Raw genomic sequence first — 13,672 nt, forward strand, 5'->3', positions numbered from 1 at the left:
AGAATGAAAGCAGGTTAAGAATGAGGGGAGAGAGGTGAGACGATGGATATTAAAATTAATGGATTAGAAAAAACATTTGGAAAAACACAAGCGTTAAAGCCGTTGCAGATTGTAATGAAACAAGGGGAATTCACTACACTTTTAGGACCTTCGGGATGTGGGAAAACGACTTTACTTAGAATGATAGCAGGACTTGAAGAACCGGATAAGGGAGAAATATATTTTGGAGACCAGTGCATATATTCTGCTACAAAAAAGATAAAGACATCTCCTCATGAACGGAATATCGGTATGGTATTTCAAGATTTTGCTTTATGGCCGCACATGACTGTTTTTGAAAATGTTGCATTTGGTTTAAGGGCTACAAAGCAAACGAATCATTTAAGAGAAAAAGTAGAGGATGCGATAAAGCGAGTTCGCCTGCAAGGTATGGAGAAAAGGTATCCACACGAACTTTCTGGTGGACAGCAACAACGTGTCGCATTCGCTAGAGCAATTGTAACAAAACCTCATTTTATTTTGTTTGATGAACCGCTAAGTGCACTCGATGCAATTTTGCGAGAAGAAATGAGAATAGAGCTTATGGATATCGTTCATTCCATTGGTTTAACTGCACTGTATGTTACTCACGATCAAACAGAAGCAATGTCAATGTCAGACCAAATTATTGTCATGAAACAAGGAGAAGTATTACAAAAAGGAACACCGGAAGATATTTATGTGAAACCGTCTCATGAATTTGTTGCCAAATTTGTTGGTAAGGCGAATTGGCTTGTAGAGGGTGAAAAAATGATTCGTCCAGAGCATGTGAGTTGGACAAAAAATGATGTGTGCGAAATGTATACAGGTGAAATTCAGCACGTTACATACGTAGGAGAGCGTTATGAAGTGAAAGTAAATATGGGGACTTTAGGCATCTGGACAGCCTATCACAATAGTAAGCTAAGCATCGGGAAACCAGTATCGTTATATGTACCAAAAAAATGTATTCATCATATAGGGGGAGAATCGTATGAAGAAATTCAGTTCGCTTAAGTCTTTATTTGTATGTACTTTACTATTTTCTACTGTAGTAACAGGTTGTAGTTCAAAGACAGGTAATGCAGATGCAAAAAGTAAAAATACGAATGAAAAGAAAATTGTTGTATATAGTGCAGGGCCAAAAGGGTTAGCAGAAAAAATTCAAAAAGACTTTGAAAAGAAAACTGGTATAAAGGTGGAAATGTTTCAAGGGACAACTGGTAAAATTTTAGCGAGAATGGAAGCTGAAAAGAAAAATCCAGTCGTTGACGTTGTCGTACTCGCTTCCTTACCAGCGATGGAAGGATTAAAGAAAGAGGGTCAAACGTTAGCTTATAAAGAGGCGAAACAAGCTGATAAGCTGCGTTCTGAATGGTCAGATGATAAAGGCCATTATTTCGGGTATAGTGTTTCAGCATTAGGGATTGTGTACAATACAAAAAATGTGAAGACGGCGCCTGAAGATTGGAGCGATATAACGAAAGGAGAATGGAAAGGGAAAGTGAATCTTCCAGATCCAGCACTTTCAGGTTCAGCTTTAGACTTTGTAACAGGATACGTGAAAAAGAATGGACAAGATGGATGGAATTTATTTGAGCAGCTTAAGAAAAATGAAGTTACAGTAGCAGGAGCAAACCAGGAAGCGTTAGACCCAGTTGTAACAGGTGCGAAAGATATGGTCATTGCGGGTGTTGATTATATGACGTATAGCGCAAAAGCAAAGGGTGAACCTGTTGATATTGTATATCCAAAAAGCGGAACAGTTATTAGTCCGCGTGCAGCGGGGATTATGAAGGATAGTAAAAATGTTGAAGGTGCAAAAGAGTTTATTGATTATTTATTATCCGATGATGTACAAAAACAAGTTTCTAAAGCGTATTTATTGCCTGGTAGAACAGATATAAAAGCTGAAAATAGACCAAATATAGAAGAGATTCCAGTATTAAATATTGATTGGAAAACAGTTGAGAAAGAGCAAGATGAAATAGGAAAACAATTTAAGAAAGTATTTCAATAAGATGGTGATTCCATGGTAAATCGATTCGTATCAGTAAGACAAGTTGGAATGACGGTAGCGTTATTACTTGTGGCGATGTTAATCGTCATTCCACTTTTTCTTATTTTATTTTCTAGTGTATATGAAAATAGCAGTTGGAATTTTTTAAAGCCTTTTGAAGTGATGCAGAGTGGTGGATTAGCTGGGATTTTTCTAAATTCGATGCTTCTAGGTGTACTCGTTGTAATAGGAGCTACAATATTTGCATTTCCATTGGCATTTATTATGAGCAAAACAGATGTAGGAAAGTATAGTAAGTTAGATATTGTTTTTATGATTCCATTTATGACACCGCCTTATATTGGATCGATGGGCTGGATTTTGTTCATGCAACCTAACGGCTATTTTGAACAATTTTTTCCTATGCTAAAGACAGTTTCATCATCGTTTTTTAGTTTAGGAGGTATGGTCTTAATTATGAGTCTGCATTTATTCCCATTCCTTTATTTCATGCTGAAAAACACGTTACTTCAGATTGGGAGTAGTAAAGAAGAAGCTGCAGCAGTTCATGGCGGAAGTTTTTTCTATCGCTTAAGAAAAATAATATTGCCGTTATTAGTATCAAGTTATGTAATGGGTGCTTTACTCATTTTCGTAAAGACGATTGCGGAATTTGGAACACCGGCTACATTCGGACGTAGAATAGGATTCCACGTGTTAACATCAGAAATTCATAAATTTATTTCGAGTTGGCCAATTGATTTTAGTAGTGCAACAGCATTATCTTCTTTATTACTTAGTGCTTGTATGCTCATTTGGTATATGCAAAATGTATTGAATCGAAAGTATTCATATGCAATGGTTAGTGGAAAAGGTGTGAAATCTAAAAGATATACTTTGTCTATATTTACGCGCGTTGTAGCATGGATGTATGTAATTGGTTTATTAATCGTATCAATTGGAATTCCATACTTTTCTATACTTATTGCTTCTTTGTCAAAATTAAGAGGCGGCGGTTTACATGTAAATAACTTTACAACAAGCCATTATGAGGCATTGTTTACAATGGGATCTCCGGGATTAGAGGCTTTATGGAATAGTTTTCTTTTTTCACTCGTAACAGCGATTATTGCGGTAATTATTGGAGTCTTTTTGGCACTTATGATTCGAAAGGGGAAAAAAAACTCTGAAAAATGGCTTGATATGTGCGGTATGTTACCGAATATGGTACCAGGAATCGTTATGGTTGTAGGTCTTATTCTATTTTGGAATTCACCATATATGCCTATGTCAATTTATAATACACCAATTATGGTTATCATAACGTATGTTGTTCTGTTTTTACCTTACACGGTGCAATATGTAAAATCATCACTCGGACAAATTGATGATTCTCTCGTACAGGCAGGAAGTATTTTTTCGGGAAATTATATTTATATTTTTAGAAAAATAATATTGCCTCTTATTATCCCAGGCATTCTTGCCGGATGGGCGATGACATTTACAATTTCAATAAGAGAGTTAGTAGCATCACTTCTCGTATTACCTCCATCAGTAGAAACGTCAGCAACGTTTATTTTTGCTCAATTTGAACAGGGTGAAGTATCTATAGGAATGGCGATGGCCGTTGTTTCTGTTGGACTTACAACAATGTGCTTATTATTGCTGCAACATATGGAGCAAAAACGAAAAGGGGTAGCATGATGAGAATGGAAGTATGGGGAGGAGCAGGGGAGTACGGTCGCTCCTGCTATTTTGTAAAAAATAAAGAGACGAAAATATTATTTGATTGTGGTATTAATCGATCATATGAGAATAGTTATCCAAAAATAGAGGGAGAAGTTGTTCCATTTTTAGATGCGGTATTTTTATCACATATTCATGAAGATCATACGATGGGTTTACCTTTATTGGCGAAGTATGGATATAAGAAAAAAATTTGGACGACTCGTTATACGAAGGAGCAACTGCCGTTATATTATGAAAAATGGAGAAACTATAATGTGATGCAAGGGTGGAAGTTACCTTATAGCGACCAACATATAAAAGATTTAAATTATGTATGTATTGATGAGATTAGTAATCCAAATGAATGGATACAAATTACTCCTACATTGCGGTTTCAGTGGGGGTATAGTGGGCATGTATTAGGAGCTGTTTGGTTTTTAGTTGATATGTGTAATACATACGTATTTTATTCAGGCGACTATTCAGCAGAGTCTAATATACTACGAGCTAATTTACCTGAGAAATTGGGCCACAATATAAAAGTTGCAATTGTAGATGCCGCTTATCACACAGATGATGTTTCGCAAAATGAAAGATTAGACGATCTATGTGCAGAAATTGAACGAGTTATGCAAAATAAAGGAATAGCATTATTACCGCTGCCACAACTTGGTAGGGCGCAAGATATAGTATTGTATTTATATGAACGATATAAAGAATTTCCGCTTATAGTAGATAAAGAAATTTTGGCTGGATTTGAAGAGATGTTCATATATAAAGATTGGATAAAAAATAATGAAGAACTTAAACGGATTATGGAGAGTTTAAAAAGAAGCATAATAGTGATGGATAATGACATTAGTATGCAAAATAGTTACGGAATAGTTGTAATGAGCGATGCGAATATGCAAACGAAACGAGCACAGTTATACTATGAACAGCTTCGGAATGAAAAACGGAATGCCATTATTTTTACTGGGCATATTGCGAAAGGGAGTTTTGCAGAAAGAGTTATGAAAGAACATGTAAGGAGTACATGTAGGGTGAAGCGAGTTCCGTATAAAGTTCACCAAAGTATAAGAGACGTTAAAGAGATGTTAAATACATTATTACCAGAACATACGGTGCTAGTGCACGCTTTGAAAGAGGATACGGATCGATTACAACAAAAGCTAAGTACAGCAGGATATGAAAATGTATATTCACTTGCAATGGAACGTATAGAAGTCATTTGAAATGTAAAGGGGATAGGTATATGAAAAAAGTATTTGTATTCGTAAGCATTTTCTTTTGTTGTTTCCTTTATAACGTTAAGGAAGGGTTTGCAGCTAGTCCAATGAAACCTAGTTTTGAAGTAAAGTTATTATTGAAGCCAGAACAAGTATTAGGTGATAACAAAGAGATGAAGAAAGAGGTGCTAGAACATTTCCAGGCTGGTACAAAATATGAAAGAATACAAGTGCAATTTTTAGATACTGCGAATAAAAGTTTAAGCGAGGAAGGTTGGTTTGCTAGAATTCGAAAGAAAGAATTTAGTAAAGATTTTGAATTAACATATAAAAAAAGATATCCTATTCCAAATGGTGTAATTCAAGATGCACTAGAAGTAGCTAAAAAAGAAGGATTCGATAGTAATACGGATAGTTATGAGGCGGAAATAGATTGGGGATTTGAGAAGAAAACATTAAGCATTTCAAATAAGAAAAGTTACAGCGCTAAAGGATATGGGATACTTGATTTACCAAATGAACAAGCTGCTCAAAACATGTTAATAGAAAAATTACCAGGGAAAATGAACAAATGGTTGTATACAAATTGGGGAGAGGAAATGTTAAAGAATTCCCGTATTTACGGTCCTGTATTAATGAAACGATATACAGGAGAGTTTGAAAACATAAAAGCAAATATTGAAATTTGGCCATTAAGTAATACCGGAAAATTAGAAGATGACTTCGTAATAGAAGTGTCATTTAAAACAAATGAAGAAAGTATTGCGACAAAACAAAGGGAATTATTAATGGCGAGTTTAGAGAAAAAAGGCTGGTTGTTACCGAAAGATAGTTTGAAGACAGAGCTTATTTTTCAGTAAATGAGAAAAAAAGGAATCCATATTTCTTGGATTCCTTTTTCTAATATATGAGTATTAAGCTAAGTCAGCTGACACGAACATATCACTATTTTGAAGGTTTTTAGAGCGTAAACTATAAGCAACTACCTTCTTTTTATATTGTTTTACAACATCAACATGCTCTTCATGACTGTAAATATAAAATGTGAAATCTTTTTTACCCCGTTTTGCATTGATAATTAAAGGCGTACCCTCATTGTGTGGTGGTGCATAATAGCGATCCAAAAATAAACCTTCGTTAAAATCATGAATAATTTTTGATTTCTGTTCGCCTTCTACGTTATTTCCGTGAATTGTAATAGTCACATTCTCTTCTTCAAGTTGTGGATGTGTTTCGTACTTGCTAATAATGGATTCAATAACAGTGTTAGGAAGGCTAGAAACGATAATTTTAAATGCTCCAAATACAACTAACATTACAATAAACCAAGTCGTCATAGTATATCATCCCCTTTATTCTATTTAATAATATAACTCATATGGTAATAGTACATATGGTGAAGTTTTGTATAATTTGTGAAAAATATGCCATTTTCACGAACGAAATGTTAGAAAAATCAATTTTGTTACAAAAAGTTGAAATCGAAGTATTTTAAAAGAAAAAGGTTTATAATAAAAATATAACTAATAACCACATTACTAATTATAAGGAAGTGTAACTATGAGTACTGTAGCAATCGTATATGGTATTATGCTTTCCACAATTATTGTTTTGTTTTTCGTTGGGGTTTCACGTTATATTCATAAATGGAAAGAAGGCGTTGCGAAATTAAATCACATTGAAGAAGAACTTAGTGATTTAATGTTACATCATGGTAAGTAAACATTTATTTTTTAACTAAACAATGTGAAGAATATCACAAAACGTGCTTTCCTAATGAAGGCATGTTTTTTTGTTGTTTAAGAAAAGAAGTGTTTTTGTATAAATAATCTAATTATTACTTAAAAAGGGAAATTTATTTAGTATAATATATAATATGTTTATTTTAGGGGGAGTATCATGAGGGGATTAAAAGTTGTTGGAATTATAGCTGGAATTACTATAGTAGGCTGTATAGCTTTCTTTTCAGTGAAGGAATATGTCAATTCCAAAGAAGACTCTAATTATGTGCTAAATTACATAAAAGAACATAAGGATGATAAAACAACTTCTTTAATTGTTAAAAGAAATGGTGAAACATTGACATCAATAAATGAAAAAGAAAAATTACCGCTAGCAAGTATGTCGAAAATCGTTATAGCAATTGAATATGCTAAGCAAGTAGCTGAAGGGAAAATAAGAAAAGACGAGAAAATTTCATTGAAAGAATTAGAAAAATACTATGTGAAAAATACTGATGGTGGTGCACACCCTGCATGGCTAGATGATGTAAAAGGTAAAGAGTTAGTGAAGGGTGGTCAAACTTCTTTAGAAGAAGTAGTGAAAGGAATGATCCATTATAGTTCGAATGCGAATGCATCATATTTATTGGACAAGCTTGGAGCAGCGCGGATAAATGAAAGTTTGAAAGAGTTAGGCTTAAATAGTCACGATGAATTTTATCCAACGTATACAGGGGCATTATATATGAGGGGCTATGTTGAAAAAGAACTGCATATTCCTCAAAATAAAGCATTGGACAAGCTACGTAATATGTCTAATGATGAATATGTTAAGCATGTATGGCAAATACATGAATGGATGAAAGACGAGAAAGAATGGACAAAACGCGAGATATCGTTAAAAGCCGATATGGATTTTCAGCGTATTTGGTCAGATCGGTTTATAGGTGCAAATGCGAAGGATTACATGAGTTTATTGGAGAAGATAAATAGCAGAAATTATTTTAAACCACAAATGCAAGGTGAGGTTGAGAATATATTTAAAGGAACCGTAGGAGAGGGTATATTCGAATTTGCTGGACAGAAAGGTGGTTCTACGGCATTTGTATTAACAAATAGTTTCTATGGTACTGATAAAAAAGGGAATAAGATTGAGATTGTCTTTATGATGAACAATTTGAGTGAAAAAGCATTTGAAAAACTTCTAAGTAATATGGATTACTTTATTCGAGATATTGTCATAAGTGAGGAATTCAGAAATAAATTATAATGAAATAATTTTATTATGTAAACAAAGGGGCACTTATGAAAAGTGCTCTTTTGTAATACAGGATTTTCCAATCTTATTATTGAATATAGATGGAAAATAAGAAAGGAGGTTGAAAAATGACAACAATATATTTCGTTCGCCATGCCCATTCTACATATACAAAAGAAGAACGGGAACGACCTTTATCTGAAAAAGGGCACTGTGATGCAGAGAATGTAACGCATTTATTAAAAGATAAACATATTGATGTTGTTATTTCTAGTCCTTACAAAAGAGCAATCCAAACTGTACAAGGAATTGCGAATACATATAAATTATCAATACAAACTGAAGAAGATTTGCGTGAAAGATTATTGAGCACAGAGCCAGTATCAAATTTTAATGATGCTATGCAGAATGTGTGGAAAGATTGGAGTTTTGCATACGAAGGCGGAGAATCAAATACTGTAGCACAAAAGCGCGCTGTAATATGTATACAAAATATATTAAAAAAATATGAAGGTAAGAATATTGTAATAGGTACGCATGGGAATATTATGGTATTACTAATGAATTATTTTAATTCGAAATATGATTTGGAGTTTTGGAAAACACTTCATATGCCTGATGTGTATAAATTAAATTTTGATAAAAATCGTTTCATTTCTGCTGAAAGAATAGAGAAAACAGGTCATCGGTTAAATATTTTGTAAAAGTTTATCAAAAAAAGAGGAAAGAGAGAAGTTATTGTAGAAGTATGACTTTGTAACATAAAAAATATATGTTAAAGGAGGCTGTTTACATGTTTGAGAAAGAGAAAGAAGGGCTTATTGAAGTTCACAACGTATATGAAATTGCACCAGCAGATGGAACAATTATTGGTATGGCAACAGAAGAAGAAATGGAAATTGCTGCTGAACTAGAGCTGCAGTACTATGCCCATTCTCGTTTGCTAGAAGCAAATATTCAGTTAGACGGTTCCTCCTATAAAGAGTTACTTCAGGAGTTCCAGGAGTACGAAAGAAAATCAATGAGCTTTTGGCGAGCAATACATAAGCGTTTAGCTGTGCCATGGGCATGGGTATTACGTATTGATGTTGCGAATGGCCCTATTTATGTAAGTAATGGGAATGCGTATTACGAAGAAATCGATGATGAAGAAGATTATGAATAGATAAGTAAGGAAGCAACTTTAGTTGCTTCCTTTTTTTATTTATAGAGATTGAACAGCCTCAATAATAATATCAGGCCGATCAATTTCGATTCCGTGACCAGCATGTTTGGCAAGTATATATTGGCTATGTATGGAGAGTTGTAATTGTTCATGGATCAGTTCTTGCCACATTGATTCAAGTTGTGTCGCTTCCTCTTTTGGCATGCCACCCTCAGTCAACTGAGTAATAGAATAATGAGGATCTCTACCGATAACGATTAATGGTATTTCTAATGTTTTATATAGCTCTTTTATTGAGCGAGCACAATTTTTCCACTCATATAGTTCAGAAGCTGTTGCTTTATATAACAGAGGAGAGGTAGAAAATTCAATGTACTGTCTTGATTGGTTAGCGAGTATAGATTTTAGTTTATTAGAAAGCATGTCTACATCCATTTTGGAGTATGTATTATATTTTTCAAGCCACATATTATCCGAGTCAGTTTGATCAGAAATTGGTAAATGAAGTTCATCTAAACGGTGTAAGTTCATCGAAGTAGAATCAACTAAAATAAGTGCTTGCAGCTTATCTTCATGTAACATCGCAAAATGTTGTGCACATAATCCTCCATAGGAATGACCGATTAGAATAAATGGCTCTTGAATAGCTAGTTTGTTTAGTAACATATGTAGCTCTTTTGTAACTTGCCTTATTGTACGTGGCTGATTTCCTAGCTCACTTTTCCCGTAACCTGGGCGATGGTATGAAACGACTGTAAAGTGCTGTGAAAGCTTTTTTATAATAGGAAGCCAATCATAAAATGAGCAACTCATTCCGGTTTGAATGACTACAGTTTGTTTACCACCTCCTTTTATATGTACTTCTATATTTTGCCCCATTATTTCTACAAATTTATGAATGTTAATTCCCCCTAAGCTTGAAATAATTTTTGAAAAGCAAAAACGATACACCAAACACCTATACCGAGTAGGACAGATGTACTAAGTGTAAATGAATTTTTCAAACCAATATAGACAATAAATAATAGTAGTGCTGATGTGGGGAATCCATATAATACCCCTAAAGCAAATTGACTCAATTCTTGTTTATTCCCGCCTTCAAATGAAATCCAAAATAGACTAAGTAAACTTACGAGAGGAAGAGCAGCAATAAAGCCACCTATCGTACTATAATGTTTGGCGACTTCAGTGATAACGCCGATAATAAGTGCCGAAACGATTACTTTAACGAGGAAATGCATATTTTGCCTCCTTCGCTAATAACGAAAATGCTTTTTCAATTAATTGTAGTTCTTCTTTTGATAACTGTGATTCTAATATTTTTATCTTTTCTTTATCTAGTAAAGTATGTTTTTCTAATACTTCAATTCCTTCAATTGTTAATGTAAGGTTTACCACTCTTTCATCTTTTTTATTTCTCTCTTTAACGATGAAACCCTTTTGAATAAGGCGCTTTATATGTTCAGATGCTGTGTTATGAGAAAGGCTAAGCTCAGTAGCGACTTTTCCAATTGTTATATCTTTCTCACGAGAAACGATTTGTAAAATACGAATTGCTTGGTGGGAAAGATTGTCCTCGTATTCGTATCGTAAGTGATAATAAATGCTCTCCCAATGTTGATTAATGTTGTTCATAATGATAAATCCCCTTTTTTATATCGTATAGTAAGATATATTCGTTGTTTTAGAAATAAAATCCTTTTATTTGGATAAAAAATGTTGAAAAAATTTATTTTTATTGAAATATAAGGTAATCTATGTGTAAAGGTATACATTTAGCAAGAGAGAGGATGATAGTTGTGAATACATTCAAATGGATGAGTCATGAACAGATGTATGTAGATGAAATACATGTTGAAAAATGTGGTCCTCTTTCAGTCGGCGTATATGGGGGAAATCAAGAAAGTGATGCATATGAACGAGGAGATGCGGTACTTGCTTGGTGGGACCCTGAATTACAATTTGAATTTGTTATGATTTTTGATACACACCACAAAACAAAAAATATTGATTATATAATAGAAGCGATTTCAGAAAGAAAAGAGAAATTAAAAGAGTTATTTTCCTATCCAATACATTTAGCTTTTCATCATACACATATGTACTTATTAGCGTTATTTACAGATGAGTTATTTATTAAAAAGTGTGATCAAGATGATGAGGAACTCGCTTGCTTAATTTGTTTACGAAAAGGCGAATTTTTATATTGGTTATCAGTTGGTGATTGTTTCGCGTATTTATTCCATTCTGAGAAAACGAAAAATGGAAAAGGACGATTAAATAAACGGAAAAATTACGAATATATTGGCAGGAAAAATATTTTTGCAGCAAATACACCTTGCTTTACGTCAGGTGTAAGAGGATTAGAAAAAGGAATGAATCACATTGTAATGGCAACGGACGGTATTTTAGAGTGTGACAAACGAAGGTTTGATGATGATCAATCTTTAGTAGAAATATTACACGACGGAAATAGCTTGCAGATTGAGCCCGTATTAACAAATGTACTACAGTGGAAAGGTAGAGACTGTGCCACGATTATTGGATGGTCTATTGATACTGATAATAAACAATGTGCTAATTAATATAAAAGGAGTTCAAGGTTTTTATCCTTGAACTCCTTTTTGTTAAGCAATATGGATGTGATATGTTTTCAACCATTCATTTACTTGTAGCATATACTCCATGGCACTTCTTGCTTCAAAATTGTTAATCACTTTATTACTTTGATCAGCAATTGAAAGTAAGATGGAATGGTTAATAAGTGAGAAAATAGGATTGTTTTTATTGTTACACATATCAAGTGTTAAATTACGGATTGTTTGTAAGTAGTGTGGATCTTGTGAAGTTGGATAAGCGCTTTTTCTTCTATTGCGTACATCGTCAGGTAAAGCTGGTTGTAGTGCTCTACGTAAAATGCCTTTTTCAATATTATCAATACTTTTTATGTTGAAAGGAACATTCCATAAATATTCAACTAATCTATAATCGCAAAACGGTACACGAACTTCAAATCCAACAGCCATACTCATACGATCTTTACGGTCAAGTAAGAAAGGAAGGAATCTTGTTAAAAATAAATAAAACATTTGACGTTGTTTCGCGGATTTTTTACTTTCGCCTTCAAGAGTAGGTACTTCAAGTATCGCTTCTTGGAATCGTGTATCAATATAGTCTTCTAGATTACATTGGTTACTTACTTCATTTAGTAGAAGAGGAGATGTGTTTTTCCAATTTGTTAGCCAAGGAAACTTATCTACATATAGTAGTTCTTCTTGATGAAACCAAGGATATCCACCGAATACTTCATCAGCCGATTCGCCGGATAAAGCTACGGTCGCATCTTTTTTCATTTCGCAAAATAGTAAATATAGTGAAGTTTCCATTTCACCAGCACTCGGTAAATCTTTTGCATGAAGGGGAACGAATAAGTGATTTGCTAATTCTTCAGCATTCACAATAATATCATGATGCGCTGTCCCGACATGTTCAGAAACGCGTTTTACCCAAGGAGCGTCTAAACCAGTGCGAGCAAATGTCAGTTCGAAATCTTTTGCGCTATTTACAAAGTCAACAGAATACGTATGAAGTGTTTTATTTTCAGCAGCAAATTCTTTACCCGCAAGTGCAGTGATACCGCTAGAGTCTAATCCGCCTGATAACATACAAACGAGAGGAACATCGGCAATTAATTGTCTTTTTACTGTATCTTGTAAAACAGATAAAATATGCGAAGATGTATCTTCTATAGAGTCTGTATGGAACTTACTTTCTAAATTCCAATACTTAGTAACTACTTTTTTATGACGTGTAAATGTTATAGAATGTCCAGCACGTACTTCTTGAATATGTTTAAAGACGCCACATCCTGGAGTGCGAAATAAGCCTAATCCAAATATTTCATTTATTCCATTCGCATCAATTTCAGCAGGGACAGATGGATGCGCTAATAATGCTTTAATTTCAGAGCCGAAAATAATACTGCCATTTCTTTCTGTAAAAAAGAGTGGTTTTACACCTAAATGATCTCGTGCTAAAAACAATTGTTGCTTCTGATCATCCCATAAGGCAAAAGCGAAAATTCCGTTTAAATGTCGTACGCAGTCTTCTTTCCATTCTAAATAAGCATGTAGTAATACTTCTGTATCTGAATGGGTTTCAAATGCATGCCCACATTTTTGAAGCTGCTCTCTCAGTTCACGGAAATTATAAATTTCTCCATTATAAGTAAGAGCATACGTATAATCACCAGCACGAAATGTCTTAGGCTGTGTCCCGCCTTCTGGATCAATTACAATTAAACGCCGGTGTGCAAAGGCCGCATGAGGTGAAAACCAAAATCCTTCAGCATCCGGACCACGATGCTGAATACTATTTGCCATCTTTTTTAAAATAACATGTTGATTTGAAAGGTCTTCTTTCCAATCTACCCAACCTGTAATTCCACACATACACATCTCATCTCCTAATTTTTAAAATAGATTAATGAAATAAAATGTACACTAAATTAAAGAGTGACTATATAAATAGTGTACTACATGAATTAAATTACAG

General features: G+C 34.0%; 16 protein-coding genes. 11 read left to right on the forward strand and 5 right to left on the reverse strand.

Features of this window, described 5'->3' with window-relative positions:
* Window positions 1-42 precede the first annotated feature (42 nt).
* From MR169_RS13990 to MR169_RS14010, 5 genes are read left to right on the forward strand one after another with little or no spacing between them, the layout of a single operon-like run.
* Window positions 43-1,035 (forward strand): ABC transporter ATP-binding protein, encoded by a 993-nt coding sequence (locus MR169_RS13990; RefSeq protein WP_242319561.1) that lies wholly within the window; start codon window positions 43-45, stop codon window positions 1,033-1,035.
* Window positions 1,013-2,038: an ABC transporter substrate-binding protein gene (locus tag MR169_RS13995; RefSeq protein ID WP_242319562.1), complete on the forward strand. Its 1,026-nt coding sequence runs from the start codon at window positions 1,013-1,015 to the stop codon at window positions 2,036-2,038. The genes MR169_RS13990 and MR169_RS13995 overlap by 23 nt, the downstream gene beginning before the upstream one ends.
* 12 nt (window positions 2,039-2,050) lie before the next feature.
* Window positions 2,051-3,721 carry an ABC transporter permease gene (locus tag MR169_RS14000; protein WP_098871633.1) on the forward strand — a complete coding sequence of 557 codons (1,671 nt, stop codon included), beginning with the start codon at window positions 2,051-2,053 and terminating at the stop codon, window positions 3,719-3,721.
* On the forward strand, window positions 3,718-4,980 hold the full coding sequence (locus MR169_RS14005) for an MBL fold metallo-hydrolase (protein WP_141541451.1): 1,263 nt from the start codon (window positions 3,718-3,720) through the stop codon (window positions 4,978-4,980). The genes MR169_RS14000 and MR169_RS14005 overlap by 4 nt, the downstream gene beginning before the upstream one ends.
* Window positions 4,981-5,000: 20 nt before the next feature.
* Window positions 5,001-5,834 carry a hypothetical protein gene (locus tag MR169_RS14010; protein WP_242319563.1) on the forward strand — a complete coding sequence of 278 codons (834 nt, stop codon included), beginning with the start codon at window positions 5,001-5,003 and terminating at the stop codon, window positions 5,832-5,834.
* Between the two features lie 54 nt (window positions 5,835-5,888).
* Here the strand turns inward: MR169_RS14010 and MR169_RS14015 are convergent, their stop codons facing one another.
* Window positions 5,889-6,311 carry a YfmQ family protein gene (locus MR169_RS14015; protein WP_000214603.1) on the reverse strand — a complete coding sequence of 141 codons (423 nt, stop codon included), beginning with the start codon at window positions 6,309-6,311 and terminating at the stop codon, window positions 5,889-5,891.
* Between the two features lie 41 nt (window positions 6,312-6,352).
* Here MR169_RS14015 and MR169_RS14020 point away from each other — a divergent pair, with 41 nt between their 5' ends.
* From MR169_RS14020 to MR169_RS14040, 5 genes are all read left to right on the forward strand, one after another.
* Complete coding sequence (locus MR169_RS14020; RefSeq protein ID WP_001987133.1) at window positions 6,353-6,469, forward strand: hypothetical protein; 117 nt, start codon at window positions 6,353-6,355, stop codon at window positions 6,467-6,469.
* A gap of 65 nt (window positions 6,470-6,534) precedes the next feature.
* A complete protein-coding gene (locus MR169_RS14025; protein ID WP_242319564.1) occupies window positions 6,535-6,696 on the forward strand; it encodes a peptidase in 162 nt (53 codons plus the stop codon).
* A gap of 177 nt (window positions 6,697-6,873) precedes the next feature.
* Window positions 6,874-7,965, forward strand: a complete 1,092-nt coding sequence (locus MR169_RS14030) for a serine hydrolase (protein WP_242319565.1) — start codon at window positions 6,874-6,876, stop codon at window positions 7,963-7,965.
* A gap of 116 nt (window positions 7,966-8,081) precedes the next feature.
* A complete protein-coding gene (locus tag MR169_RS14035) occupies window positions 8,082-8,657 on the forward strand; it encodes a histidine phosphatase family protein (protein WP_000208266.1) in 576 nt (191 codons plus the stop codon).
* An 89-nt stretch (window positions 8,658-8,746) separates the two neighbouring features.
* Complete coding sequence (locus tag MR169_RS14040; RefSeq protein ID WP_000461766.1) at window positions 8,747-9,118, forward strand: hypothetical protein; 372 nt, start codon at window positions 8,747-8,749, stop codon at window positions 9,116-9,118.
* 39 nt (window positions 9,119-9,157) lie between these two features.
* Here the strand turns inward: MR169_RS14040 and MR169_RS14045 are convergent, their stop codons facing one another.
* The 3 genes from MR169_RS14045 to MR169_RS14055 are packed head-to-tail and all read right to left on the reverse strand — an operon-like array spanning window position 9,158 to window position 10,753.
* Window positions 9,158-10,069 carry an alpha/beta hydrolase gene (locus MR169_RS14045; RefSeq protein ID WP_016117535.1) on the reverse strand — a complete coding sequence of 304 codons (912 nt, stop codon included), beginning with the start codon at window positions 10,067-10,069 and terminating at the stop codon, window positions 9,158-9,160.
* On the reverse strand, window positions 10,030-10,359 hold the full coding sequence (locus MR169_RS14050) for a DUF3147 family protein (RefSeq protein WP_242319566.1): 330 nt from the start codon (window positions 10,357-10,359) through the stop codon (window positions 10,030-10,032). Before MR169_RS14050 ends, MR169_RS14045 begins: the two co-directional genes overlap by 40 nt.
* Window positions 10,343-10,753, reverse strand: a complete 411-nt coding sequence (locus tag MR169_RS14055) for a MarR family winged helix-turn-helix transcriptional regulator (protein ID WP_001059784.1) — start codon at window positions 10,751-10,753, stop codon at window positions 10,343-10,345. Before MR169_RS14055 ends, MR169_RS14050 begins: the two co-directional genes overlap by 17 nt.
* A 122-nt stretch (window positions 10,754-10,875) precedes the next feature.
* On the opposite strand from MR169_RS14055, the gene MR169_RS14060 reads away from it, so the two are divergent.
* Window positions 10,876-11,703 carry a PP2C family serine/threonine-protein phosphatase gene (locus MR169_RS14060; protein WP_001999549.1) on the forward strand — a complete coding sequence of 276 codons (828 nt, stop codon included), beginning with the start codon at window positions 10,876-10,878 and terminating at the stop codon, window positions 11,701-11,703.
* Window positions 11,704-11,745: 42 nt separating this feature from the next.
* On the opposite strand, the gene asnB is transcribed toward MR169_RS14060, so the two are convergent.
* Entirely contained in the window at window positions 11,746-13,569 is a 1,824-nt protein-coding gene (asnB, locus tag MR169_RS14065) for an asparagine synthase (glutamine-hydrolyzing) (RefSeq protein WP_144574795.1), read from the reverse strand.
* Between the last annotated feature and the right edge of the window lie 103 nt (window positions 13,570-13,672).

Origin of the sequence: Bacillus cereus group sp. BfR-BA-01349, assembly GCF_022663795.1 — a bacterium.
GTDB classification, from domain to species: domain Bacteria; phylum Bacillota; class Bacilli; order Bacillales; family Bacillaceae_G; genus Bacillus_A; species Bacillus_A cereus.

Excerpts from the sequence above, each read along its gene's own strand:
- MR169_RS14010 (WP_242319563.1), top strand. The coding sequence starts at position 5,001 with ATGAAAAAAGTATTTGTATTCGTAAGCATTTTCTTTTGTTGTTTCCTT.
- MR169_RS14040 (WP_000461766.1), top strand. The coding sequence starts at position 8,747 with ATGTTTGAGAAAGAGAAAGAAGGGCTTATTGAAGTTCACAACGTATAT.
- MR169_RS14050 (WP_242319566.1), bottom strand. The coding sequence starts at position 10,359 with ATGCATTTCCTCGTTAAAGTAATCGTTTCGGCACTTATTATCGGCGTT.
- MR169_RS14000 (WP_098871633.1), top strand. The coding sequence starts at position 2,051 with ATGGTAAATCGATTCGTATCAGTAAGACAAGTTGGAATGACGGTAGCG.
- MR169_RS14020 (WP_001987133.1), top strand. The coding sequence starts at position 6,353 with ATGGTAATAGTACATATGGTGAAGTTTTGTATAATTTGTGAAAAATAT.
- MR169_RS14005 (WP_141541451.1), top strand. The coding sequence starts at position 3,718 with ATGATGAGAATGGAAGTATGGGGAGGAGCAGGGGAGTACGGTCGCTCC.
- MR169_RS14030 (WP_242319565.1), top strand. The coding sequence starts at position 6,874 with ATGAGGGGATTAAAAGTTGTTGGAATTATAGCTGGAATTACTATAGTA.
- MR169_RS14035 (WP_000208266.1), top strand. The coding sequence starts at position 8,082 with ATGACAACAATATATTTCGTTCGCCATGCCCATTCTACATATACAAAA.
- MR169_RS14060 (WP_001999549.1), top strand. The coding sequence starts at position 10,876 with ATGTGTAAAGGTATACATTTAGCAAGAGAGAGGATGATAGTTGTGAAT.
- MR169_RS13995 (WP_242319562.1), top strand. The coding sequence starts at position 1,013 with ATGAAGAAATTCAGTTCGCTTAAGTCTTTATTTGTATGTACTTTACTA.
- MR169_RS14025 (WP_242319564.1), top strand. The coding sequence starts at position 6,535 with ATGAGTACTGTAGCAATCGTATATGGTATTATGCTTTCCACAATTATT.
- MR169_RS14055 (WP_001059784.1), bottom strand. The coding sequence starts at position 10,753 with ATGAACAACATTAATCAACATTGGGAGAGCATTTATTATCACTTACGA.
- MR169_RS14015 (WP_000214603.1), bottom strand. The coding sequence starts at position 6,311 with ATGACGACTTGGTTTATTGTAATGTTAGTTGTATTTGGAGCATTTAAA.
- MR169_RS13990 (WP_242319561.1), top strand. The coding sequence starts at position 43 with ATGGATATTAAAATTAATGGATTAGAAAAAACATTTGGAAAAACACAA.
- asnB (WP_144574795.1), bottom strand. The coding sequence starts at position 13,569 with ATGTGTGGAATTACAGGTTGGGTAGATTGGAAAGAAGACCTTTCAAAT.